The sequence below is a fragment of the Vibrio sinus genome (genome assembly GCF_023634645.1).
Taxonomy (GTDB): Bacteria; Pseudomonadota; Gammaproteobacteria; order Enterobacterales; family Vibrionaceae; genus Vibrio; species Vibrio sinus.
The window spans coordinates 89,650-113,033 of record NZ_JAMKMR010000006.1 but is presented as its reverse complement, the minus strand read 5'-3'; the positions used below and the strand labels follow the sequence as shown (position 1 = coordinate 113,033).

Genomic DNA, 23,384 nt, shown 5'->3' with positions numbered 1-23,384 from the left:
TCATGAATAAAGTTGTGTACAAGCGCTGATCAAGGTTGTGCGTGAGCTAAATGATCGGTTTACATCAGCCGTCATTACTTGGTGAATAAACACAAGAAATAAAATATATTGTTGAATTTATTATATATATATCTTTTTCTTGGCTGGGGGGAATTATTGCTACTAAAAGAAATGCACGTTCACTCAGTACGTTATTGGTAGCGATCAAGTAGTTGGCATCTTTTTTTCATGAGGATGAATGAAGACTGTGTATGTTTTCATTACCGTGAAGAGGAGGAAGCCGTATGAAGTTAATACACTCTTTAAATACCGTAACTTATAGCCCCGCAGCACCAAAGTTTCCGGTGCCAAATCGACATATTTCTGGACAAGGACATCACAGAATTCCTCAGAAAAATGGTTAGGCTTATCTAGGTTGGCCCTGTACACTGCTTTACAATATCTTGTTTTAGTGTTTAAGGGCCACCTATGACTCAAGCGTTAAATTGGCGTGATGTGATTGGAATCGAGAAGCAAAAAGAGTATTTTCAGCAGACAATGCAATTTGTCGAGTCAGAGCGCAACTCGGGAAAATCGATTTATCCGAAATCTGAGGATGTATTTAACGCTTTTCGGGCAACGCCATTTGAACAAGTGAAAGTGGTTATTTTAGGCCAAGATCCGTATCATGGTCCAAATCAAGCCCACGGCTTATGTTTCTCCGTTTTGCCAGGCATTAAGCCCCCTCCATCTTTGGCAAACATGTACAAAGAGCTTGCTCAGGATATCGATGATTTTCAAATTCCTAATCATGGTTATTTGCAAAGTTGGGCTGAACAAGGGGTATTACTGTTAAATACGGTACTTACTGTGGAGCAAGGCAAAGCTCATTCTCACGCAAAAACAGGATGGGAAACGTTTACCGATAAAGTCATCGAAGCGATAGACCAGCATTTAACAGGTGTTGTCTTCTTATTGTGGGGATCACACGCGAAAAAGAAAGGCCAATACATAGATAGGCAGAAACATCATGTACTCAGTTGCGCTCACCCGTCACCGCTCTCGGCTCACCGAGGATTTTTGGGTAGTCAACACTTTTCGCAAACCAACGCAATTTTACAATCACGAGGTCTAGAACCAGTCAATTGGCATTTACCGCTATCTATATAGCTATGGCCATTTGTTTCAATGCTCATGCAATTAGTAACCACTTTATTGCCCTAAATCAATATTACACCTCCAAAGTTATGTAACCATGCTCATAGTGGCATTTAGTAAGTCGACTGATCCAGGAGGTCGAGATGATGATTGAGATCATAAGAAAAGAGCACGGGTATATGGTTCGATTACTCGCAATCCTTAGGCGAAAGCTTTCACAGCTAAAGCAAGAACAACCGATCAATTATTCTTTGGTAAAGGAAATCGTTGACTACTTAGCGAATCACTCTGAAAAGGTGCATCACCCTAAAGAGGATATTCTTTATAACCGCTATATTGAACTTTATGGTAGTGACCAGCTGGAGAACTTAACCCATGAGCACGAGGTCTTGGCCGAGAAAACTCACGCCTTTTTAGCGCTAGTCGAGATGATTCTGAGTGACGCGGTGGTTCCTCAACATATGTTTGTCGAGCATCTCGAAGACTTTATTCACTATCAAAAGCGTCATCTCGATTTTGAAGAGCGAGCGATATTGCCAGTTATTGAGCAGGTCTTTACCGATGAAGACTGGGCTGAAGTCGATAAAATATGGGCCATCGAAGAAGATGACCCAGTGTTTGGTGCTCACATCGCGGACAAATATCGTCAATTAGCAGACAGAGTCCGCCAAAATAACAATGAATATTTTTGATAAAATAAAAGGCACCGAATTCGGTGCCTTTTATTTAAATCTCAATATCATCAATATCTAATCCGATATCCATGTCCATTAGTTCACGCTGTAGCCGTTGTCTATCTTTAATTGCTTCTATTTCGCGCCACTTGCGTTTCACTGGTTTAGAGCGAGTTGATCGAGCTTTGGGAAGATCCATATCCACCATGTCGTCATATTGTAAGCCATCCATAAGCCACCTCTTTATGTCGTAGTTGCTCCTAAACGGAGTCTTTTTAATACCATATTTGTAGGAATAATAACTATGATTTGTTTCGCATTTGTTACATTAAAGCTCCATAAATGAGAAAAAATGGCGTGAGTTTTGATATTGAGCTCTGATAATCAGTGGCTAATTGTACAAATGATGTCTTTTGTTAGGCGCTTGATTGTTACATTCTGATAACGTAAAAGTGATAATAAATCTTATTATCGATAGTGATTGGCCTGTTATTCCTTTTTAATATAAGTGGCAGCCAATCTTCTAGCGCTTCTTGTTAAGCTAAAGTGGTTAGTGTCGCCTCAACTGTGCGCTTAGTTGGCGATAAAAACAGCCTCGTGGTTTTGGGCGAATAACTTTAATCGTTATGTTTTATTCTTGTGTTTATTTGTTATCTTTTGGTTTGTTTTTTGTTTTAGTTAAATCAAATTAAGATTTATAAATATGCAATTGGAGGCCTATTGATTTTTATTTGTACCGCCTGCATGATCCTCGCCCATCAAAGAATACGCTGTGTTGTTAATGGGGCGACGAAATACGAAACCAACCTGAGTTGTACTAGCACTCCTTGCTCTTTCTCAATTTGTTACGGTATTTCAATACGTTTCCTAGGACAGTCTTGGGCTTAGCTTCTCTGAAGCTAAAGCTACGTACCCTAGCGGTTGTAGATATGGCCGCACAGGCAGTGTGATAACTTAGAGAGGCTTTAGTGGCAGATTTAATTCATTTAGTAAGCGATCTACTTTGGGGATCGGTACTGGTCTATTTACTGGTTGGGATTGGAGTATATTTCACCGTACGTTTAGGGTTTATCCAGTTTCGCCATTTCGGCCACATGTTTAGTGTACTGAAAAATAGTCGTAAAGCGGACAAATCTGGCATCTCATCGTTTCAAGCTCTTTGTACCAGTTTAGCGGCTCGGGTCGGGACAGGTAATATGGCTGGGGTTGCTATTGCACTTACGGCAGGCGGTCCCGGAGCCATTTTTTGGATGTGGTTGATCGCCATGCTTGGTATGGCAACCGCGTTTGCTGAAAGCACGCTTGCACAGCTCTATAAAACTCGCGATTCCGACGGTAACTATCGAGGCGGGCCTGCCTACTATATGGAAAAAGGCCTCGGCATGCGCTGGATGGGTGTGTTGTTTTCCATCTTCCTATTGATTGCGTTTGGTTTTGTGTTTAATGCGGTTCAGGCTAACTCAATCGCGAGTGCGATGAGTGGCGCATTTGGCTTCAAGCCGTTATACGTAGGCATCTTTATTGTTCTACTATCATCGTCGATCATTTTCGGCGGGGTGAAAAAAATCGCTCGTACGGCTGAGCTCATTGTCCCTATTATGGCGTTGGCGTATTTGTTGCTGGCTTTGTTCGTCGTGTTAAGCAATGTTGAAAAACTGCCAGACGTTTTCACTCTCATCATCAAGAGTGCTTTTGGTTTTAAAGAAGCAGCTGCAGGTGGGCTTGGCTATGCTGTTGCGCAAGCCGTTATCAATGGTGTCAAGCGTGGCCTGTTTTCTAACGAAGCGGGTATGGGATCGGCACCGAATGCGGCAGCTTCGGCAACACCGTATCCACCGCACCCTGCCTCTCAAGGCTATGTGCAAATGCTAGGGGTGTTTGTCGATACGTTGGTGATTTGCACATGTACTGCGGCGATTATTTTGATGTCAGGTAAGTTTGTGCCACACGGTACGGTGACAGGTATTGAGTTAACACAACAAGCATTGAGCGCTCAAGTTGGCGATTGGGGCAGTATCTTTGTGGCGATTGCTATCTTTTTCTTTGCCTTTACGTCTATCATTGCCAATTACCATTATGCTGAAACCAATTTGATCTTCTTAGAGCACAACAACAAAAAAGGCATTTTGTTCTTTAGATTTGCCGTTATGGCGATGGTCATGTTTGGCTCGTTAGCGACGCTACCAACCGTATGGAGCTTAGCTGATGTATCAATGGGTATGATGGCAATTGTCAACTTGGTGGCTATCATTTTGCTATCTGGCGTAGTGGTTAAACTGGCGAAAGACTACAACCGTCAGTTGGCGGCTGGGAAATTACCCACTTTTGATGCAAGAGAGTACCCTGAACTTCAATCTCAGCTTGAAGAAGGCGTGTGGGATAACTTAGCTGAAGGGGCAGAGCAAGATAAGGAAGTGAAGCGAACTCGCCTACAGGTCGACAATTCTTAATCGGCTATTAATTTATTTGTCGTAGAAAAACCATGCAGACTTTGCATGGTTTTTTTTATATCCTTTACCCAGTCTATATTACAAAGGATGTCTGTCATGCTCGTTGTACTCTCTCCTGCTAAGACGTTGGATTATGAATCACCACTCGCTACCAAGCGTCATACGGTTCCTGCTCTCGTAGAGCACTCAAAAGCGCTAATTTCTGAGTGCCGAAAGTTAACGCCTGCTGATATTGCCACCCTTATGAAAGTGAGTGATAAAATCGCAAGCCTCAATGTTGCACGTTTTCAACAATGGGAAGAGGTGTTTACCCAAGAAAACTCCCGACAAGCTATCTTAGCGTTTAAAGGTGACGTCTACACTGGCTTAGAAGCGGAAACCTTGTCTGAACAAGATTTTGACTATGCTCAGCAGCACCTTCGCTTGTTATCTGGCTTATACGGTTTGTTGAGGCCACTAGATTTGATGCAGCCTTACCGGTTGGAAATGGGCACTAAGCTGGCCAATGAACGCGGTAGCAATTTATATCAGTTCTGGGGCGACATCATTACCGATGAAATTAATGCTGTCTTGCGTGAGCAGAAAAACCCTTGCTTGATCAATTTAGCGTCCAATGAATACTTTAAGGCGGTGAAAGCGAAAAATGTCGCAGGCCGCATCATAACCCCTGTGTTTAAAGATTGTAAGAATGGTCAGTATAAAGTGATTAGCTTTTATGCGAAAAAAGCACGAGGCATGATGGCTCGCTATATTATTGAAAATAAAGTGGATGATGTTCAAAGGTTGACTAAATTTTCTAGCGCTGGTTATTATTTTGATGAAGCGTCTTCATCGGATAAAGAACTTGTGTTTAAAAGAGATGAACAATAATCTTATTTAGATTAACCAATGATATACCGACATTCACACTACAATATTAGAGTGTATGTCGGTGAAATAGAATATGTCTATTAATTCACGTTATCAGCTTTTTGATACCCATTGTCATATTGATTTTTCTCAGTTTGAAAATGATTTCTCTAACTGTCTTCTTCAAGCTGAAAGCAATTATGTCACTCGCTTTTTAATTCCCTCCATCGGTCAACAAAATTGGCAGAGAATTCAATCAATATCTATGGCGAATCCTAATATTTTTCATGCATTTGGATTTCACCCCTATTTTTTGGTTGAATACAGTAAAGAAGCTATTTCTTCTCTTGAAACGGCTCTCACAAATAGGCATAGCCAATGTGTAGCAGTGGGAGAGTGTGGCCTAGATTCGGCTATTGATATTGATATAAAAACCCAAGAGAAATATTTACAAGCACAACTTTCAATTGCGCAGAACTTACAACTGCCAGTTATTTTACATAGTCGTAAAACACATAATAGACTGTTGCAACTAATTAAAAAATTTAACATTAGTGTAGGAGGGGTGCTACATGGTTTTTCTGGGAGTTATGAACAAGCCATGGCCTTTGTCGACAAAGGTTTCAAAATTGGCGTAGGTGGTACTATTACTTACCCAAGAGCGATGAAAACGCGTAAAGCTGTATCACAACTAAGCTTGCAACATATTGTATTAGAAACCGACTCTCCAGACATGCCAATATATGGCTTTCAAGGCCAAACCAATTATCCGCACCACTTACCCAAAGTTCTTCAGCAACTTTCACTGTTAAAAGATCAGTCGGAAGAAAGTATTGCGATCTCAATTTGGGAAAATAGCAATCATCTATTCAATATTTGTGTTTAAAATTAATAACAACGATTACGCATTGTGTTGCGCTGTAATATTTAGTGATAAAAGTCTCACTTTTTGATGTTTATAGGGTGAATTCTATAAAGAAGTGTGAAGCTGATATTATTTGACTTATTAACAGATGCGTATAATTACCGTCGCTTTAATTAGCTCCTTTTTGTAACACGCCAAAGATAATTTATATAAGGAAGCCATAAACTATGAGTTTGTTTATGAGCCTAGTCGGCATTGTGGTTTTGCTTGGGATAGCAGTATTGTTATCTGATAATCGTAAAGCCATAAAATTTAGGACAGTGGGATTTGCATTTGCCATTCAGTTTATTCTTGGCGGTTTTATCCTCTATGTACCTTGGGGGAGAGACCTATTAGCGGGTTTTTCTGCTGGTGTTCAACACGTTATTGATTATGGAAAAAATGGTATTAACTTCCTATTCGGTAGCCTAACCAATTTCTCAGTGGACGGCATTGGCTTTATTTTTGCCTTTCAAGTTTTGCCAACGGTTGTGTTCTTTTCGGCCCTGATCTCGGTCCTATACTATTTAGGTATCATGCAGTGGGTCATTAAAATTTTAGGTGGCGGACTTCGTAAAGCGCTAGGAACATCACGAGCGGAGTCTATGTCTGCAGCCGCCAATATATTTGTTGGTCAAACCGAAGCACCTCTCGTGGTTCGTCCATTTGTTCCTAAAATGACCCAGTCAGAGCTTTTCGCGGTAATGTGTGGTGGTCTAGCTTCTGTCGCCGGTGGTGTATTGGCAGGCTACGCAGCAATGGGGGTACCTCTTGAGTATCTAGTTGCGGCGTCATTTATGGCAGCCCCGGGCGGACTGTTGTTTGCGAAGATCATCAAGCCGGAAACGGAAAAACCCGAAGAAAATATCGAGGAAGAACTCGATGGTGGCGATGATAAACCCGCCAATGTTATTGATGCAGCCGCAGGTGGCGCTTCAATGGGTATGCAGCTTGCGCTAAATATAGGAGCAATGCTACTTGCGTTTATTGGCTTAATAGCCTTAATTAACGGCATTATAGGCGGTGTAGGCGGGTGGTTTGGACACCCAGATATCACCTTAGAAATCATTCTTGGTTGGATATTTTCGCCTCTCGCGTTCGTGATAGGCGTGCCTTGGAAAGAAGCCACATTAGCAGGATCGTTTATCGGTCAAAAGATTGTGGTGAATGAGTTCGTAGCCTATTTGAACTTTGTTCCTTATGTCGGTGATGCAGGACAACTCGTGGCCGACACTGGTCAAGTTATGTCGCAAAAAACTCAGGCTATTATCTCGTTTGCCTTGTGTGGCTTTGCCAACTTGTCGTCTATCGCAATATTGCTAGGTGGCCTAGGTGGTATCGCGCCAAATCGTCGTCATGACATCGCGAGGTTTGGTATGAGAGCGGTGGCCGCGGGTACGTTGTCTAACCTCATGGCAGCAACGATTGCAGGCTTCTTCTTGTCGTTGTGAACTATGCTCAAATGACTAGGCTACCCGTATTTAGCTAGCATTAAAAACAGTCAACCTAAGAGCCCAACACGGATGTGTTGGGCTTTTTTGTCACAAATCAAACTGACGCACTAAAGCTGAATCTTATGCCTATGGTTTCTTTTATGCGGCTTTATTTGTGAGATACAAACCGTTTGCGTATGGAGAATCACTTTCACTTTTTATAAAATTATTGATAATACGCAGCGAAGATGTATTCTGCCCAGCTATAATTTTGCTCACTAAGCAAAAAGGCAAATACACAAGTTCTAGCGTGCGGGTGTTCACGCATCGGCTCAAACAGGCTTAGTCCTTGCTCTGCATGCTGTTTGAGTAAAATAGACTAACGGTTACAAGGATGTAGTCGCTACCATGGTAGTCAGTCTTCACGGAACCAAGTCCGTTCATCAAGAAGTAATGAAATTGATCGGAGATAGAAATGAGCGATTTAAAAGCAGCTGCACTACGTGCACTTAAATTAATGGATCTTACTACGTTAAATGACGATGACACTGACGAAAAAGTGATTGCGCTTTGTCACAACGCCAAGTCAGTGGTTGGTAATACTGCGGCCATTTGTATTTATCCTCGCTTTATTCCTATTGCAAAGAAGACACTGAGTCAACAAGGCACACCAGAGATTAATGTGGCGACAGTCACTAACTTTCCTCATGGCAATGACGATATTGATATCGCGGTAGCAGAAACTAAAGCGGCTGTCGCTTATGGCGCTGACGAAGTCGACGTTGTTTTCCCTTACCGCGCTCTCATGGCAGGTAATGAGCAAGTTGGTTTTGAGCTTGTTAAGCAATGTAAGCAAGCGTGTGGTGATATTCTACTTAAAGTCATCATTGAAACCGGAGAGTTGAAAGAAGAATCCCTCATTAAAAAAGCCTCACAAATTTCGATTGAAGCAGGTGCCGACTTTATAAAAACCTCTACTGGTAAAGTGCCTGTCAATGCGACACCAGAATATGCACGTATGATGCTTGAAGTCATTCGTGATATGGGCGTGTCAGACACGGTTGGTTTTAAGCCTGCAGGTGGCGTAAGAACGGCGGAAGATGCAGCCAGTTACTTACAAATGGCCGATGAAATCCTAGGTGACCAATGGGTGGACAGCCGACACTATCGCTTCGGTGCTTCTAGCTTATTAACGAATCTGCTTAACACGTTAGAAGTCAGTGAAGAAAAAGCCGATCCTGCTGCTTATTAATCGCACTCAACTTCTTAGGGACTACCCCTAAAATCATCTGAAAGTTAAAGCCAGTGATAGGCTTTAACTCGTGACTTTTCGTGTCAACACACGAGCCGCCTAGTTTGCGAATTAAGCGGCCCAAGTTTGGATGACGATAGCTGAATATTACGCAACAATCGCGACTGCCCATCGTCATCTACCAACAAACAACCTCATTAATATCGAAGGGGAAAATTATGAAAAGAGCATTTATTTTGGTACTGGATTCCTTTGGTATTGGTGCCACCGCAGATGCTGACAAATTCGGCGATGTAGGCGCAGATACATTTGGCCACATTGCTGAACGTTGCTACAAGGGCCTAGCCAATAACGACGAGCGCACTGGAGCGTTATCGCTACCGAATTTATCTAAGCTTGGCCTAGCAATGGCTCATAAAGAATCAACAGGCCAATTTGCACTTGGACTTGACTCTGATGTAGAGGTTATTGGTGCATATGGACACGCTGCAGAGTTATCTTCTGGTAAAGACACGCCGTCTGGCCACTGGGAAATCGCGGGTGTCCCTGTATTGTTTGATTGGGGATACTTCCGTGATTTGACAAACAGTTTTCCTACCGAGCTACTTGACCGTATTGTCGAGAGAGCGAATTTACCAGGTTACCTAGGTAACTGTCATGCCTCTGGTACTCAAGTTTTGGATGACTTGGGAGAAGAGCATATGGCAACAGGAAAACCTATTTTCTACACCTCAGCGGATTCTGTGTTCCAAATTGCTTGTCACGAAGAGACCTTTGGTCTGGATAACCTTTTGCAACTTTGTCAAATTGTGCGCGAAGAGCTAGAAGATTATAACATTGGTCGCGTTATTGCTCGTCCATTTGTTGGACCTAAATCGGGTGAGTTCGTGCGTACTGGAAACCGTAGAGACCTTTCAGTAGAGCCGCCAGCGGCGACTGTTTTGCAGAAACTTGTCGATGAAAAGCAAGGTGAAGTGGTGTCTATTGGTAAAATTGCAGACATTTACGCACATTGCGGTATCACGCAAAAGGTGAAAGCCACAGGCATTCCAGCACTGTTTGATGCAACATTGGAAGCTATCGAAAAAGCACAAGACAACACCATTGTGTTCACGAACTTTGTCGATTTCGATTCAGCATATGGGCACAGGCGCGATGTGGCGGGTTACGCCGCAGCACTAGAATACTTCGATAGCCGTATTAATGAAGTCCTCGATATCATGCAAGAAGATGATGTTCTTATTCTGACTGCGGATCACGGTTGCGATCCTACTTGGCAAGGTACCGATCATACCCGTGAACATATCCCTGTCATCGTTTATGGTGATAAGGTTCCAGCGGGCTCACTGGGCTTGAGAGACACATTTGCCGATATTGGTCAGAGTTTAGCGAGCTACTTCTCTACTACGCCAATGGACTACGGAAAAAGCTTCTTGTGATCGCTAGCTAAGCGCAAAAACTGCTCTATTTGAAAAGCCAGTTAATCACTCGATTAACTGGCTTTTTCAGTTCACATCTTTCAGCAGCAAATTTTCGCCTCGGCTGTTTTTTCTTCTCATCAGCAGCAACATCAGCAGCGCCCCACTGGTAAAGCTCATCAGCACCATGGAGTACATATATCGGTCACTTTTTCTGTAAAAGTGATCGGAAATGGCGGTGAGTTTTCCGGTTTCAAATGTAATACGAACAAATCCAATAATGTTTTTGTCTTGGTAAATTGGTGCAACTAGCTGCTGTTTTCCTATTCGTGCGGTAGACAAAGGCGTATCTAAGCCAAGAACCTCTCTGACAGATAACGCATGATTACTTGCTGCTAGTTTCACTCCTTCAGCATCATAAATGGTGGCGTCGAACACCAGTTTGTCTTCTGCCAAATGGTTGGCCAGCTTTCTTAACCCTTCTTGGTCTTGCTGTACCACCATATCACTGGCTGATAAGGCTGCTTGAGAAATCAGAACTTGCGTGAGCGTCTCAATTTGATTGGCTTGGATTTGTTCATTACTTTTAGTGATTTGCACGCTATTAATAGCGATAACCACAACCATGACCAGTAAGGAGATCATGGCAATGGCTTTAATGGTGACACGAAAAGAAAAAAGAGACGAATTCATTCACTATCCAAGTTTAACGGGTTATCTGTTGTGGCTTTCCGATATGCCTAAGCCAGCATGGAGGCGATCTGTAGCTAAATAAACAATTCAAACTCTCGCTTGCGTTTTACTCTGGCAATCTGTTAACTAGGTCAACACGTCCTAGTCTTAATTATTATTATGGATTATACCCTATGGATTCGTTAAAAAATCTACCGATTAAGAGGCATACCTCTCTAATTTCCCGTTTTACAGGCGTCCGATTGCCTAATGTCGTGCAACCAAACCAAGCAAGGTGGATCATTTTTTCCGAGTCTCTACCTGTTGAAGTGATGAGCAAAGTTAATCAAGCCTCTGATTTTAAGCATTCGATGATCGATGCTTGGAACGTTGGCCACTATGAAGTTGCTTTGTTAGATGGGGAGTTAACACGCAAAACAGAGCACGCTTTGCAGGCGATGAATCTCGATTATGCTGACCTATCAGATGTACCCGACTTATCTTCCCCCGGTGTGATAGTGTTTGATATGGACTCCACCGTTATTCAAGTAGAGTGCATTGACGAAATTGCCAAACTCGCTGGAGTAGGTGAACAAGTGGCTGAAGTGACTGAAAAAGCCATGCAAGGGGAGCTCGATTTTGAGGAAAGCCTTAGAGCGAGAGTGAAAGCATTGACGGGAGCCGATGAATCTATATTGGAGCAGGTATGCCAAACACTGCCGCTCATGCCTGATCTCGTGGCGCTTACTAATACCTTAAAATCTTTTGGCTGGAAGACAGCAATCGCATCGGGCGGTTTTACCTATTTTTCCGATCATTTAAAGCAGTTGCTCGACCTTGATTTTGCCAAATCTAATCAGTTAGATATCGCTAATGGTAAGTTGACTGGTAGGGTGGTGGGTGAGGTAGTTTCCGCGCAAACTAAAGCGGAGATCCTTGTCCAGCTTGCCGAGCAATACGGCATTGAAGTCCAGAATACGGTTGCGGTTGGGGACGGGGCAAATGACTTAGACATGATGGCTGTGGCTGGGCTTGGTATTGCTTATCATGCTAAAGCAAAAGTGGAGGAACAAGCACAAGCGGCGATTCGAGTGTCGGGGCTGGGTGGCGTGATGTGTATTTTATCCGCAGGCTTAGTAAAAAATAACAAAGTTTCCTGGACGAGTTAGTGCCCATATAGACAGACAATAACAACAAAAAGGACAATATAAATGGAAGAACTGATAGCGCAATATACCGGAGCCGATGAAGACTCTCGGTTAACTCGTCAGTACATCGCGCAACTCGAATTTGATACGACAATGCATAAACTGGCTCCTTACCTATCTAAAGGGAGCAGCGTATGCGAGCTTGGAGCTGCAACTGGCCGCTATTCATTAACGTTTGCACAAATGGGCTGCAGGGTAACTTCCGTTGAATTGGTGCCCGATCAGGTTAATATTCTCAAACGCAAAGCTCACGAACAACAGCTTACGTTAGACGTGTTTCAAGGAAATGCATGCGATGTTCCTTTTATCCCAAGCCAGTCGCAAGATCTGTGCGTGATATTAGGCCCTTTATATCATTTAAAGTCGGAAAAAGAGCGGGAGCAAGCGATAAAGGAGGCAAGGCGTATTTTAAAACCCGAAGGTGTTCTGGCCGTTGCCTATGTTTCACGATTCTTTGTTGCCGGGATGTTTGCCCAACTATTTCCTGAGCTTATTACGCCAGATGTTCTCAACGAGCTCAATGAACAAGGAACCGTATCTCACCCAGCCGCCGATCGCTTCTTTAGAGTTGGCTATTTCTCTACCCCAAGTGAGATAGAGCGCTTAGTACAATCAACAGGTTTTTCCATTGCTAGCCATTCAGCCACCGATGGTTTTGGCCGATATATCGCGAATGGTGTCAACCACTTCACTCCTTCTCAGTATCAAACTTGGCTTGATTACCATTTAGCAAGCTGTGATGAGCCTAGTTTGTTAGGTTCAAGTAATCACGGGTTAGTCATAGGGAGTAAAGCCAATGAGTCAATTTTTTAGGAGAATTATTCTGGCTCTGGATCAATATGTTAGACAGCAGGTGGCAACCAATCTACAGATAATAGCCCGGTAAACTCCCTTATCCAATCATAGATACTATAATTAAGAGATCAATGGAGCGTGACCAGAGAAGAAATAGGCAAGGAATTATTATGGCCTATAAGAATAGTTATCTATGTAGAAAAAAACAGCGTGGTTTAGTCTTAGTACTGGTTACTGCCGCAATGGCTGCCTTAGTTGGTATTGGCGCCTTTGCTGTGGATGTCAACCATGCCTTAATGAATCAGACTCGCTTGCAAAACAGCGTTGATGCTGCCGCGCTTGCTGCCGCTGTAGTGGTTGCCAATGGAGGGTCTACTGCTAGCGCTGCCACAATTGCCAACAGTACTCTTACGCAAATGGCAGGAGCTAGTGGTAACTCAGAAATGGACTTTTCTTCCGCAACGATTAATGTGCAATTTTCCAATGATCCAACTACATTTCCTGATGGTTCCTTCAGTGCAGCCAATGATGTTTTTGTTCGGGTATCTGTCAGTGACTATGACTTGAATGCTTACTTTTTGGATCTATTTACTGTTGATAAAGAAATCGCCTCTAGTGCGGTCGCTGGGCCAAGTGCTCCCCTCAGTGTTGTATGTAATTTAGTCCCCATGGCGGTATGCTCAGGCCCTGATGGTGGGGTTAATGGATACAATGCGGGCTCTCTCTACCCTTTAAAATTATCACAGCCAAGTGATGCTTCTATGGGGCCAGGTAACTTCCAGTTATTAGACTTTGGCTCTGGCGCGTCGACAATCAGACAAGCATTGGCGGGTAATTATTCGGGTTGTGTGACCGTAGGTGAAACGGTAACAACAAAACCTGGTAATAATGTGGGTCCAGTGGGGCAGGGGCTTAATACTCGTTTTGATGTATATAGTGGGGGAGGTTTGACGGCAGATGATTTCCCCTCGGATATTTATGTGAAAGAGCCTGATACTCCTGCTGTGCTGGAAAATGACGACAGCATCACTTACACCGATGGTTGGAGCTATAGCGATTATATAGCAGAAGCGCCAGGGTGTGAGGGAGACTCAAATTGCCGCATTAGTAGTGGGGGAAAAATTAACCGAAGAGTGGTTCAAGTACCGATTGTTGATTGCAGTGGAGCAAGCGGTGGTACGACAAGCTTAACGGTAGAAGCGATAGGGTGCTTTTTCCTATTACAACAAGCGCCGACTAATAATGGCAGCAAACAGCCCGTATTCGGTGAGTATATTGAACAATGTTATGTGCCAAATGGTGCGTTCGGTAATAGTGGTGGACAAACAGAAGGACCATTTAGAGTGGTTCTTTACGATGATCCGTTGAGTACTCGTTCATAGAATTAGCAATCAGTTGTGCTGGTGTCGGCAAATATGCCCAGGTTTTCATTCGGCAATGTCGTCTCGTATTGAGGTATAGTGAGAACGCCACTGTCACCTAAAAAATTCAACAAGCCACTAAATTGATAATCATAGTTTACTACCCTAGCTCTCACATACCTTATGGTAGTAAAGACATCGTCGTTGGTCAGTGTGCCACTTATGACCTGTCCGTCACTGTCTAAATATTCTACGGTTAAGTTATTTGCGGTGAAGTCACTCGGCGCATTGTCCTGCAATGCTAATGTGGGAATGTCATCTTTGTCGGATACATGACAAACCGTAGCCAGACGAGCCGCAACCCTTGTCATATCATTGACCACTTGTAACGAATACACATAGTGCCCTACCTGTAACACGCCCATGACTAACAATAACAAAGCGGTTGAGACTATGGTGAACTCAATGATAGTAACCCCTTGAAGTTTACGCCTAACCATAGCTAAAAGCTCTGTCCAATAAACATGGTACTGGACGCTTGAAAAGTCACGTCAAAATTCATCGCATCATTAAACGCGCCCATAATGGGCTCATAGTCATGAGATACGGTAATGGTTACATAGTCTCCAGCTTGACTGACTTGGACATCGTCTGGTGTTAAGTTATCAACTAGGGCAGTAGCCCCACCTCCAGGAGAGACTTCGCCATAAACAACGAGATTTTTGATGCTGGACTCATTCGCTACTTGACTAACGCCTGAGGTGCCATAGATGTCAACAACAGCGTACCTTATACCATTTTGGGCAAGCTTATTGATGTTGTTGTAGGTAATAAACATATTCCCGACTTCGACAAAGCCAGATAGAAGAATAAGCAAAACAGGAGCAGCAATCAGCATTTCTACCGCAGCCAAACCAGATTGAGATTTTGTCCGACCATTCTTCATTGTGCTTCCTAGCTAAAAAATCACTCGCTCTCGAGGAGAGCATTACTTCTAATTATAGTAGTGAATAGAAATCTATCGAGCTGGATCACAGATCTTGAACAGAATAAGTGTAGTGGCCCATGCACATTAGTCATCGAGAAATGGTTTTGAAGTAACAATAGGTATTACCTATTAGCTCACGTTAGTCGTAATAAGTACCATAAGTGACTGATTGCATTTTGACTGGTACGGATAGGCGCTCAGGTTGTCTAGTTGCACCAGTACTGTCCTGACTACAACAATTAGGGATTATTTATGATAAGACGTCATATTCGAGCACTCATTTTACTGTTTGCTTTATCTTTACCTGCCTTTGTTTTCGCTAAACCTCTTCCTCTACCTGACAATTTAGTGGCGATTAATACGAGTAAGGGGGAGCAATTATTTCGACAGAGCGAATATCAAACGGCGTTTTGGCAGTTAATGCCTTATTTTGTCACGCAGAAAAACCTGACCTATTGCTCTGTTGCAAGCTCCGCAATGGTACTGAACGCCTTACAGGTGAAAGCGCCAATTTCACCAACCTACCAACCTTATGACCTAGTGACGCAGAACAACTTCTTTACCCCAGCAGTCATGAAATACATTACGCCGACCAAAGTGAATATGAAGGGGGTTACTTTGGATCAGCTAGCAAATGCGTTGTCGACATACGATGTGAAAGTAACGAAAGAATATGGCAACAAGCTCAGTGAATCTAAATTTAGGCAAATTGCAGAGAAGAATGTATCTACCAAGCAGAGCTTTATTTTGGTGAATTTCTGTCGCAAGTATTTAGGCGAAAAAGGATGCGGACATTTTTCTCCGTTGGCCGCTTACAATAAGTCCGATGATAGCTTTTTGTTGATGGACGTTTCACGCTATAAGTACCCACCGACTTGGATAAAAACCAAAGATCTGTACAAGGCAATCTCGACGGGTTTGGACAGTGAAAGCAACAAGCATCGTGGCTTTATCGTGGTCTCCAAGCAAGCGTGATGAGACGTTAGTTCGTGTCGCTGTCTATGCCAAGGCGAAGGAGAACCTCTTGGGTCACATCAACCAGTTCACTGTAGCCAACAATTGCAGACAGCTCCTTTTCTAAATTTCTCGCTTGATGAGAGCTCACTTCCGCGAGCTCTCTGATGTCTTCTGGAACGAGTTGTGCTCGTGGATCAAAAACGGGTACGCCAGATACTCGTATTGCGTAAAAATCTCCCATTAACAGGGCTTTCTGAATAAAAGTGACTCTGTCATTATTACTGTAAAAGTCATTACTTAGCTCGGTTTCAAATGAGCGAACTCGGTCATTGAACTTCACAACAGAAATATAAACTTCATGATATTGCGGCTCTGCGCCTTCCACATGCTTCATTGGAGCGGCCAATAAGCTATTGCTTCTTCCTTTAAAAATAGGTTCAAGTGAGAGGCGTTGTTCGTGACCAAGCTTACCAAGAAAGGTTAAGTATGGCTCGAGGGGATAGCTCACACCAATCACAGTAGGCCTTAAACCTGTGTGGCGATTATCGATAAAAACGGGAGAGCATACTAATTTGTCGAGTAGAATATCGTGAATGCCATTGAGCAGTGTATCGGTAGGTAAAACTTCTTTGATAGGAATCAGTTTATTCTGATTGTATTCGATAAGCCGATTCAAAAATGCAATAGTTTTCGTGGTATGGCTGTTTTCTTCAATGACTAACTGTAAACGCCTGCCTTTGTCAGAAACCCGGATCACTTGGTAGGGGATATTACTTAACGCGAGCTTTTTATCGTGCATTTGCAGCTCACTAAAGCTGACATCACACATCTCCTCGGCTTTAATTTCCAGCGGCTCTGAGAGCATGACGTTTAAGCCATGTTTGGAAAAGTCGATGCTTGCTCCCGGTATCGCTTTTTGGCCGAATTTGATGGCGATTTTGGTACGGTAATGGTAGCGAATTTCTTTGCGAGGAGATTGCGAGTCAAAATATATACAGGTTGGGCGGGTTTTGCTGCTTCGAACCTGCCGAAATGGGTTCAGTTCTTTGCTGGCTAATTTTGGTTTATCGGCCTCTAGGTATTCAGGGCCTTCATTGCTGTTGGCAATTTCTTGCAAGATGCCGTAATGCGTGAGTTTCTCTGTGGTCAAGATTAACTCTTCGGCGTGCTCTTGAAGCGCTTCTTTTTCTCTATCAGTTAGCTCGTATAAAGAAAATTTAAACGCTCGCCAAGTGGGCTTTTTCGCGCCAACATGCCAAAACAGTTTCAAATGTTCCGGCGATGCTTCTGAGCCCAGCATAGAGAAAAACAGTTGTTTTCTTTGGTGAGCATGTTTGAACGAATAGACAGTATTGGTGTGCTGGCGTGAGCTGGAGTTTAGGATGCGGTTCATCCTTTGTTGATTAAATAGACCACTTAAGTTCTGCTGATTGAGCTCATCGTGCCAATATTGCCAAATTGGTTGATTATTATCGGTAATTAAGACGAGCTTAAGCTCATTGTCACTAAAAAACAGGGGTAAGCTGCAGGCATTTTTTAGATAAAAATGCTCATAGCACCTTGTTTTAGCACGAATAATTTTGTCTTGGTTATCTTTGCGAGATTTGTTGCTTTTATCTTGTAGTGACTCTTCAATTACTTGTTGGATGACGTCGGTATCGGTGATCCTTAATGTCCGTAAATATTTGACTGCATCGTTCTCATAAGACTCATCGACCCCGACGACTCGATATTGAATTGGGTCATTAAGTCCGACGACTTTACTTTTCTTGGTGAGTTCAGTGAACAATATGTCAACGACTTCGCCTTGTTTATAGGTAAAAGCCGAAGGGACTTTAAAACGTCCACCCGCACCGGATAAATCAACACTGACACCGTGAACAAGTTGACCACTGGGTAACTTCATTTCCATTTGAGTGGTAAACAACAATCGGCTTTCTCGGCGCTTTAAATCAAACCCGAGTGTGACAGGGTCGACTTCAAATGGACTGTCCGGGCTAGTCAGTCCCTCTTTTTGATCATCTCCTCGCTGCTGCATAACGCGAAAGTTATTGCGAGTATTACAAAGTGCGTTCCAAACGCCTTCAGTGTAACTGCCAAACTTCTTAGTGCCTTTTTGATATTCATTGAAGGCGACATCGTCTAGCCAATGCTTTCTGCCGTCTAGTTCGTATTCTCTACATTCACCTTGAACCCTCCCTCTCAAATCGACGCTTTTGGTGCATGGGGCCATCATTTTATTGAGTTCCATTTTGACCAAAAGTTTGACAGAAGGAGACTGCCCCTCGGTCAACATCGCGAGAAGGTTATCTAAATCTTCTGAGTGATAAGCTGGTATTAACTTTTCAGCTATAGAGAGAATTTCAGATTCCTGCATACTTTTCTGTTAGAGTTAACGACTAAATACTAAAGCGGCCTAGGTGTTATTTTCTTTAGGGCGTGTTCAAATTTGAATAAACAGATACCCTTATTAATTTTGGCTAAAAGTTCAGGGTTATCAACATCAATATCGAGTAAATTTCAATAAAACTTATTATAGGTCACAACGTTAGAGTAATGAGGCTTCATGGCTAAAACAAAACGAGCTTATGTATGTAACGACTGCGGAGCAGACTTTCCACGCTGGCAAGGGCAGTGTAACGCTTGCGGCGCTTGGAATACGATTACTGAAGTGAGGTTGGCAGCTTCGCCTTCTGTGGCTCGAAATGAACGATTGTCAGGATACGCTGGTGCAGGCTCTGAATCTAAAGTTCAGGTGTTATCTGAGATAGATTTACAAGAAGTCCCTCGCTTCACCAGTGGATTTAAAGAACTAGACCGAGTGCTCGGTGGCGGTGTGGTGCCCGGTGCTGCGATTCTAATCGGTGGTAACCCAGGAGCGGGTAAGTCAACATTATTGTTGCAAGCGATGTGTTTTTTGGCTTCACAAATGGAAACCTTATATGTAACGGGTGAAGAGTCGCTGCAGCAAGTGGCTCTGCGGGCTTCTCGGTTAGGCTTACCAAAAGACAGTCTGAAGATGTTGTCAGAAACCAATGTGGATAAAATCTGTCAAGTTGCGGAACAAGAGCGGCCAAAAATTATGGTGATTGACTCGATACAAGTCATGCATGTGGGTGACGTTCAGTCTTCACCCGGCAGTGTGGCGCAAGTTCGAGAGTCGGCGACAGCATTAACTCGTTATGCCAAGCAAAATAACGTGGCGGTATTTATTGTCGGCCATGTGACCAAAGACGGCACGCTAGCAGGACCGAAAGTGTTGGAGCACATCATCGATTGCTCTGTGTTACTTGATGGCGGCAGTGACAGCCGATTCAGGACTCTGCGCAGCCATAAAAACCGCTTTGGTGCGGTAAATGAGCTGGGCGTGTTTGCCATGACCGGGCAGGGGCTTCGAGAAGTCAGTAACCCTTCGGCGATATTTTTATCCCGTGGCGAAGAAGAAACCTCCGGCAGCTCTGTGATGGTGGTGTGGGAAGGTACACGACCTCTTCTCGTTGAGATACAAGCTTTGGTGGATTACTCCCAATTAGCCAACCCAAGACGTGTCGCGGTCGGTTTAGAACAAAACCGATTGTCTTTATTGCTTGCGGTATTACATAAGCATGGAGGCTTACAGATGGCGGATCAAGATGTGTTTGTCAATGTCGTCGGTGGGGTGAAAGTGACGGAAACCAGTGCGGATCTCGCCTTGATTATGGCATTGCTTTCTAGTTTCAAAGATAGAGCACTGGCCAAAGATGTGGTGATTTTTGGTGAAGTGGGGTTAGCGGGTGAGATTCGCCCAGTGCCAAGTGGTCAAGAGCGGTTAATGGAAGCGTTTAAGCATGGCTTTAAACGAGCGATTGTGCCAGCGGCGAATATGCCAAAAAATGGGATAGAAGGCATGCAAATTCATGGTGTTAAAAAGTTATCGGAGGCGATACAGGCATTTGATGAGTTGTGAGCGTGCAGCAAATGGGATGAGGAAACCGAGCATAAGCCGCTAAAGTGTAGAAAAAATCAGCCATTGGCGGATGAAATACGTTCAATTGGTACGATTTCCCCGGCGTTTATAAGGGTAAGAAAAGTTTTTTGCCTTCTCTAGCACACAAAGCTATCAGTCTTGACAGATTGTGGTATACTCTGCGCGCATTTTATATCCTATTAATAGAGTAAAACAATGGCAGATTTATCGAAATACAGAAACATTGGTATTTTCGCGCACGTTGATGCGGGTAAAACTACTACCACTGAACGTATCCTGAAGCTAACTGGTCAAATCCACAAAACAGGTGAAGTTCACGATGGCGAATCAACTACTGACTTCATGGATCAGGAAGCTGAGCGCGGTATTACTATCCAGTCAGCAGCAGTAAGCTGTTTCTGGAACGATCACCGCCTAAACGTTATCGATACTCCTGGACACGTTGACTTCACAGTTGAAGTATATCGTTCTCTTAAAGTACTAGACGGCGGTGTTGGTGTATTCTGTGGTTCTGGCGGTGTTGAGCCTCAGTCAGAGACTAACTGGCGCTACGCTAACGAATCAGAAGTATCTCGTCTAATCTTCGTAAACAAGCTAGACCGTATGGGTGCAGACTTCTACAACGTTGTTGACCAAGTTAAAAACGTTCTAGGTGCGAACCCACTAGTTATGGTTCTACCAATCGGTCGTGAAGATGACTTCGTTGGTGTTGTAGACCTATTAAGCCGTAAAGCATACGTATGGGATGACTCTGGTCTTCCTGAAAACTACGAAATTCAAGATATCCCAGCGGATATGGTTGATGACGTAGAGACTTACCGTGAAGAGCTAATCGAAACTGCTGTAGAGCAAGACGATGATCTAATGGAAGCTTACATGGAAGGTGAAGAGCCTTCTATCGAAGACATCAAGCGTTGTATCCGTAAAGGTACTCGTGACCTAGCATTCTTCCCAACTTACTGTGGTTCTGCATTTAAGAACAAAGGTGTTCAGCTAGTTCTTGACGCAGTTGTTGACTATCTACCTTCTCCAACTGAAGTAGATCCTCAACCACTAACTGACAAAGAAACTGGTGAGCCAACTGGTGAAGTGGCGACAGTATCTGCAGAAGAGCCACTACGTGCTCTAGCATTTAAGATCATGGATGACCGTTTCGGCGCGCTAACATTCATCCGTATCTACTCTGGTGTGATGAACAAGGGTGACACTATCCTTAACGCTGCGACAGGTAAAACTGAGCGTATCGGTCGTATGGTTGAGATGCAAGCAGACGAGCGTAATGAACTTAGCACTGCACAAGCTGGTGACATCATCGCTGTCGTTGGTATGAAGAACGTTCAAACTGGTCACACTCTATGTGATCCTAAGCACGAGTGTACTCTTGAGCCAATGATCTTCCCAGAACCAGTAATCTCTATCGCGGTTGCACCGAAAGATAAAGGTTCTACTGAGAAAATGGGTATCGCGATCGGTAAAATGGTTGCAGAAGATCCATCTTTCCAAGTTGAGACTGATGAAGATTCAGGTGAAACTATCCTGAAAGGTATGGGTGAGCTTCACCTAGACATCAAAGTAGACATCCTTAAGCGTACTTACGGTGTTGAACTAACTGTTGGTGCTCCTCAAGTTGCTTATCGTGAAACTATCACGAAAGCGGTTGAAGATAGCTACACGCATAAGAAACAGTCTGGTGGTTCTGGTCAGTTCGGTAAGATTGACTACCGTATCAAGCCAGGTGAGCCAAACTCAGGCTTCACGTTCTCTTCAACGGTTGTTGGTGGTAACGTACCTAAAGAATTCTGGCCTGCAGTAGAGAAAGGCTTCGCGTCAATGATGGACAACGGTGTTCTTGCTGGTTTCCCAACTCTAGACGTTGAAATTGAACTGTTTGATGGTGGCTTCCACGCTGTTGACTCATCTGCAATCGCATTTGAAATCGCAGCGAAAGGCGCATTCCGTCAATCTATGCCTAAAGCTGGCGCACAACTTCTTGAGCCAATCATGAACGTTGACGTGTTCACTCCAGAAGATCACGTTGGTGATGTAATCGGTGACCTTAACCGTCGTCGTGGTATGATCAAAGACCAACAAGCTGGTACTACTGGTGTACGTATTAAAGCTGACGTTCCTCTATCAGAAATGTTTGGCTACATCGGTCACCTACGTACTATCACTTCTGGTCGTGGTCAATTCTCTATGGAATTTGCTCACTACGCACCATGTCCACAAAACGTGGCTGACGAAGTTATCGCTAAAGCAAATGAAGAGAAAAACAAATAATCTTCATTAGTCTTTAGAGTAAAAACCCTCGATGTTTATCGAGGGTTTTTTTATGCTCGGATTTATTGTTTAGAGCATTTGCTGCTTGCAAAATCCGTGTCGCGAATTTCAATCTCCAGTGGATATTGCTGTCTGAATTGTTGGATTTCTTCCTCAATCCAGTGCTTAAATTGCTGAACTTTTTGACGCTTGAAATAGCTTGCAGGTGCACATAGGTAGTAGCGAAATTTTGGCCTTAAAGCGATATTACCAATGATAACCAGCTTACCTTCGCTAAGGTATCGAGCCGAAAGTGAGTGCCTGACCAGCGCTACGCCTTGCACCGCGAGTGCGCCGTCCAATACCATATGTGAGCCACTGTACTGTAAGGTTGAGTGTCCTCCAGATTGCCCGACGCTGTGCAAAAACTCCTGCCAATTTAAGTCTGGCCACATATCTTCAATCAGTTCCGCTCTGGGCAAATCTTCAAAGTCGTAGATTTGATGAGTCTTTTGATAAATGGGATGACAGACGGCAAATAAGGCGTCTTCCATAATAAGGTGAGTTTCTACTTTAGGGTATTGGCCATGTCCATAGCGAATACAGAGATCGACCGTTGAACTCGGATAGCTGACGAGTTCATTAGTGGGCTCCAATAACAAAGAAATCTCAGGGTTTTTAGCGCGAAATGATCCCAACCTCGGAATTAACCAATGTTGTGAAAAAGAAGGCAAAGCGGAAACGGTTAGCTGTGTGGGGTTCGGATCACTACTGATTAAGCGTACTCCTTCGTGCAAATGAGCAAAGCCTTTGGCCGCTTGATCGAAAAGAACGACACCTTCATCAGTTAAGACGATCTTTCTATGTTGGCGAAAGAATAACTCCGTCTCTAACCATTGTTCAAGCTGCCTAATTTGCTGGCTAATTGCAGCTGGTGTGACAAATAGCTTTTCAGCGGCGAGCTTTAAACTGCCTTGTTCGGCAGCAACATAGAAGTAGTACAGTCCTTGTAGTGGAGGGAGCCTTTGCTTCACATTAGAAATCCTTAACTGAATGTCAA

Annotated in this window: 20 protein-coding genes; 14 read left to right on the top strand and 6 right to left on the bottom strand. The window is 43.6% G+C overall.

Features of this window, described 5'->3' with window-relative positions; genetic code table 11:
- The first annotated feature begins 468 nt into the window (after positions 1 to 468).
- Complete coding sequence (gene ung / locus M9194_RS08450) at positions 469 to 1,149, top strand: uracil-DNA glycosylase (RefSeq protein WP_250612196.1); 681 nt, start codon at positions 469 to 471, stop codon at positions 1,147 to 1,149.
- A 131-nt stretch (positions 1,150 to 1,280) separates the two neighbouring features.
- Positions 1,281 to 1,829 carry a hemerythrin domain-containing protein gene (locus M9194_RS08445; protein WP_250612195.1) on the top strand — a complete coding sequence of 183 codons (549 nt, stop codon included), beginning with the start codon at positions 1,281 to 1,283 and terminating at the stop codon, positions 1,827 to 1,829.
- A gap of 34 nt (positions 1,830 to 1,863) precedes the next feature.
- On the opposite strand, the gene M9194_RS08440 is transcribed toward M9194_RS08445, so the two are convergent.
- Positions 1,864 to 2,043: a DUF3545 family protein gene (locus M9194_RS08440; protein ID WP_250612194.1), complete on the bottom strand. Its 180-nt coding sequence runs from the start codon at positions 2,041 to 2,043 to the stop codon at positions 1,864 to 1,866.
- A 736-nt stretch (positions 2,044 to 2,779) separates the two neighbouring features.
- Here M9194_RS08440 and M9194_RS08435 point away from each other — a divergent pair.
- From M9194_RS08435 to M9194_RS08410, 6 genes are all read left to right on the top strand, one after another.
- Positions 2,780 to 4,261: an alanine/glycine:cation symporter family protein gene (locus M9194_RS08435; RefSeq protein ID WP_250612193.1), complete on the top strand. Its 1,482-nt coding sequence runs from the start codon at positions 2,780 to 2,782 to the stop codon at positions 4,259 to 4,261.
- 96 nt (positions 4,262 to 4,357) lie between these two features.
- Positions 4,358 to 5,131: a peroxide stress protein YaaA gene (gene yaaA, locus M9194_RS08430; protein ID WP_250612192.1), complete on the top strand. Its 774-nt coding sequence runs from the start codon at positions 4,358 to 4,360 to the stop codon at positions 5,129 to 5,131.
- 73 nt (positions 5,132 to 5,204) lie between these two features.
- Positions 5,205 to 5,996, top strand: a complete 792-nt coding sequence (locus M9194_RS08425) for a TatD family hydrolase (protein WP_250612191.1) — start codon at positions 5,205 to 5,207, stop codon at positions 5,994 to 5,996.
- Positions 5,997 to 6,202: 206 nt separating this feature from the next.
- Positions 6,203 to 7,465: a NupC/NupG family nucleoside CNT transporter gene (locus tag M9194_RS08420; RefSeq protein WP_250612190.1), complete on the top strand. Its 1,263-nt coding sequence runs from the start codon at positions 6,203 to 6,205 to the stop codon at positions 7,463 to 7,465.
- A gap of 457 nt (positions 7,466 to 7,922) precedes the next feature.
- Entirely contained in the window at positions 7,923 to 8,699 is a 777-nt protein-coding gene (deoC, locus tag M9194_RS08415) for a deoxyribose-phosphate aldolase (protein WP_250612189.1), read from the top strand.
- A 218-nt stretch (positions 8,700 to 8,917) separates the two neighbouring features.
- Positions 8,918 to 10,138: a phosphopentomutase gene (locus tag M9194_RS08410; protein WP_250612188.1), complete on the top strand. Its 1,221-nt coding sequence runs from the start codon at positions 8,918 to 8,920 to the stop codon at positions 10,136 to 10,138.
- A gap of 66 nt (positions 10,139 to 10,204) precedes the next feature.
- Here M9194_RS08410 and M9194_RS08405 read toward each other — a convergent pair whose 3' ends face one another.
- Positions 10,205 to 10,810: a YtjB family periplasmic protein gene (locus tag M9194_RS08405; protein WP_250612187.1), complete on the bottom strand. Its 606-nt coding sequence runs from the start codon at positions 10,808 to 10,810 to the stop codon at positions 10,205 to 10,207.
- A gap of 173 nt (positions 10,811 to 10,983) precedes the next feature.
- Between M9194_RS08405 and serB the strand changes: the two genes are divergently transcribed.
- From serB to M9194_RS08390, 3 genes are all read left to right on the top strand, one after another.
- Positions 10,984 to 11,958 carry a phosphoserine phosphatase gene (gene serB / locus M9194_RS08400; RefSeq protein ID WP_250612186.1) on the top strand — a complete coding sequence of 325 codons (975 nt, stop codon included), beginning with the start codon at positions 10,984 to 10,986 and terminating at the stop codon, positions 11,956 to 11,958.
- 42 nt (positions 11,959 to 12,000) lie between these two features.
- Entirely contained in the window at positions 12,001 to 12,810 is an 810-nt protein-coding gene (locus tag M9194_RS08395; protein ID WP_250612185.1) for a class I SAM-dependent methyltransferase, read from the top strand.
- A gap of 152 nt (positions 12,811 to 12,962) precedes the next feature.
- The gene (locus M9194_RS08390) at positions 12,963 to 14,174 is read left to right on the top strand and encodes a pilus assembly protein TadG-related protein (protein WP_250612184.1); all 1,212 of its coding nucleotides are present in this window, start codon (positions 12,963 to 12,965) and stop codon (positions 14,172 to 14,174) included.
- A gap of 2 nt (positions 14,175 to 14,176) precedes the next feature.
- On the opposite strand, the gene M9194_RS08385 is transcribed toward M9194_RS08390, so the two are convergent.
- The gene (locus M9194_RS08385; protein ID WP_250612183.1) at positions 14,177 to 14,653 is read right to left on the bottom strand and encodes a TadE/TadG family type IV pilus assembly protein; all 477 of its coding nucleotides are present in this window, start codon (positions 14,651 to 14,653) and stop codon (positions 14,177 to 14,179) included.
- 2 nt (positions 14,654 to 14,655) lie between these two features.
- Positions 14,656 to 15,099, bottom strand: a complete 444-nt coding sequence (locus M9194_RS08380; protein ID WP_250612182.1) for a TadE/TadG family type IV pilus assembly protein — start codon at positions 15,097 to 15,099, stop codon at positions 14,656 to 14,658.
- Positions 15,100 to 15,393: 294 nt separating this feature from the next.
- Between M9194_RS08380 and M9194_RS08375 the strand changes: the two genes are divergently transcribed.
- Positions 15,394 to 16,116 (top strand): phytochelatin synthase family protein, encoded by a 723-nt coding sequence (locus tag M9194_RS08375; RefSeq protein WP_250612181.1) that lies wholly within the window; start codon positions 15,394 to 15,396, stop codon positions 16,114 to 16,116.
- Positions 16,117 to 16,123: 7 nt separating this feature from the next.
- Here M9194_RS08375 and M9194_RS08370 read toward each other — a convergent pair whose 3' ends face one another.
- On the bottom strand, positions 16,124 to 18,475 hold the full coding sequence (locus M9194_RS08370) for a PilZ domain-containing protein (protein ID WP_250612180.1): 2,352 nt from the start codon (positions 18,473 to 18,475) through the stop codon (positions 16,124 to 16,126).
- Positions 18,476 to 18,664: 189 nt separating this feature from the next.
- Between M9194_RS08370 and radA the strand changes: the two genes are divergently transcribed.
- Positions 18,665 to 20,044 carry a DNA repair protein RadA gene (gene radA, locus M9194_RS08365; RefSeq protein WP_250612179.1) on the top strand — a complete coding sequence of 460 codons (1,380 nt, stop codon included), beginning with the start codon at positions 18,665 to 18,667 and terminating at the stop codon, positions 20,042 to 20,044.
- Between the two features lie 216 nt (positions 20,045 to 20,260).
- Complete coding sequence (fusA, locus tag M9194_RS08360; RefSeq protein WP_250612178.1) at positions 20,261 to 22,345, top strand: elongation factor G; 2,085 nt, start codon at positions 20,261 to 20,263, stop codon at positions 22,343 to 22,345.
- 62 nt (positions 22,346 to 22,407) lie between these two features.
- On the opposite strand, the gene M9194_RS08355 is transcribed toward fusA, so the two are convergent.
- Entirely contained in the window at positions 22,408 to 23,358 is a 951-nt protein-coding gene (locus M9194_RS08355) for a LysR substrate-binding domain-containing protein (RefSeq protein ID WP_250612177.1), read from the bottom strand.
- Positions 23,359 to 23,384 lie beyond the last annotated feature (26 nt).

Bases quoted from the DNA above. Each gene is read 5' to 3' on its own strand.
- ung (WP_250612196.1), top strand. From the start codon at position 469: ATGACTCAAGCGTTAAATTGGCGTGATGTGATTGGAATCGAGAAGCAA.
- M9194_RS08445 (WP_250612195.1), top strand. From the start codon at position 1,281: ATGATGATTGAGATCATAAGAAAAGAGCACGGGTATATGGTTCGATTA.
- M9194_RS08440 (WP_250612194.1), bottom strand. From the start codon at position 2,043: ATGGATGGCTTACAATATGACGACATGGTGGATATGGATCTTCCCAAA.
- yaaA (WP_250612192.1), top strand. From the start codon at position 4,358: ATGCTCGTTGTACTCTCTCCTGCTAAGACGTTGGATTATGAATCACCA.
- M9194_RS08425 (WP_250612191.1), top strand. From the start codon at position 5,205: ATGTCTATTAATTCACGTTATCAGCTTTTTGATACCCATTGTCATATT.
- M9194_RS08420 (WP_250612190.1), top strand. From the start codon at position 6,203: ATGAGTTTGTTTATGAGCCTAGTCGGCATTGTGGTTTTGCTTGGGATA.
- deoC (WP_250612189.1), top strand. From the start codon at position 7,923: ATGAGCGATTTAAAAGCAGCTGCACTACGTGCACTTAAATTAATGGAT.
- M9194_RS08410 (WP_250612188.1), top strand. From the start codon at position 8,918: ATGAAAAGAGCATTTATTTTGGTACTGGATTCCTTTGGTATTGGTGCC.
- M9194_RS08405 (WP_250612187.1), bottom strand. From the start codon at position 10,810: ATGAATTCGTCTCTTTTTTCTTTTCGTGTCACCATTAAAGCCATTGCC.
- serB (WP_250612186.1), top strand. From the start codon at position 10,984: ATGGATTCGTTAAAAAATCTACCGATTAAGAGGCATACCTCTCTAATT.
- M9194_RS08395 (WP_250612185.1), top strand. From the start codon at position 12,001: ATGGAAGAACTGATAGCGCAATATACCGGAGCCGATGAAGACTCTCGG.
- M9194_RS08390 (WP_250612184.1), top strand. From the start codon at position 12,963: ATGGCCTATAAGAATAGTTATCTATGTAGAAAAAAACAGCGTGGTTTA.
- M9194_RS08385 (WP_250612183.1), bottom strand. From the start codon at position 14,653: ATGGTTAGGCGTAAACTTCAAGGGGTTACTATCATTGAGTTCACCATA.
- M9194_RS08380 (WP_250612182.1), bottom strand. From the start codon at position 15,099: ATGAAGAATGGTCGGACAAAATCTCAATCTGGTTTGGCTGCGGTAGAA.
- M9194_RS08375 (WP_250612181.1), top strand. From the start codon at position 15,394: ATGATAAGACGTCATATTCGAGCACTCATTTTACTGTTTGCTTTATCT.
- M9194_RS08370 (WP_250612180.1), bottom strand. From the start codon at position 18,475: ATGCAGGAATCTGAAATTCTCTCTATAGCTGAAAAGTTAATACCAGCT.
- radA (WP_250612179.1), top strand. From the start codon at position 18,665: ATGGCTAAAACAAAACGAGCTTATGTATGTAACGACTGCGGAGCAGAC.
- fusA (WP_250612178.1), top strand. From the start codon at position 20,261: ATGGCAGATTTATCGAAATACAGAAACATTGGTATTTTCGCGCACGTT.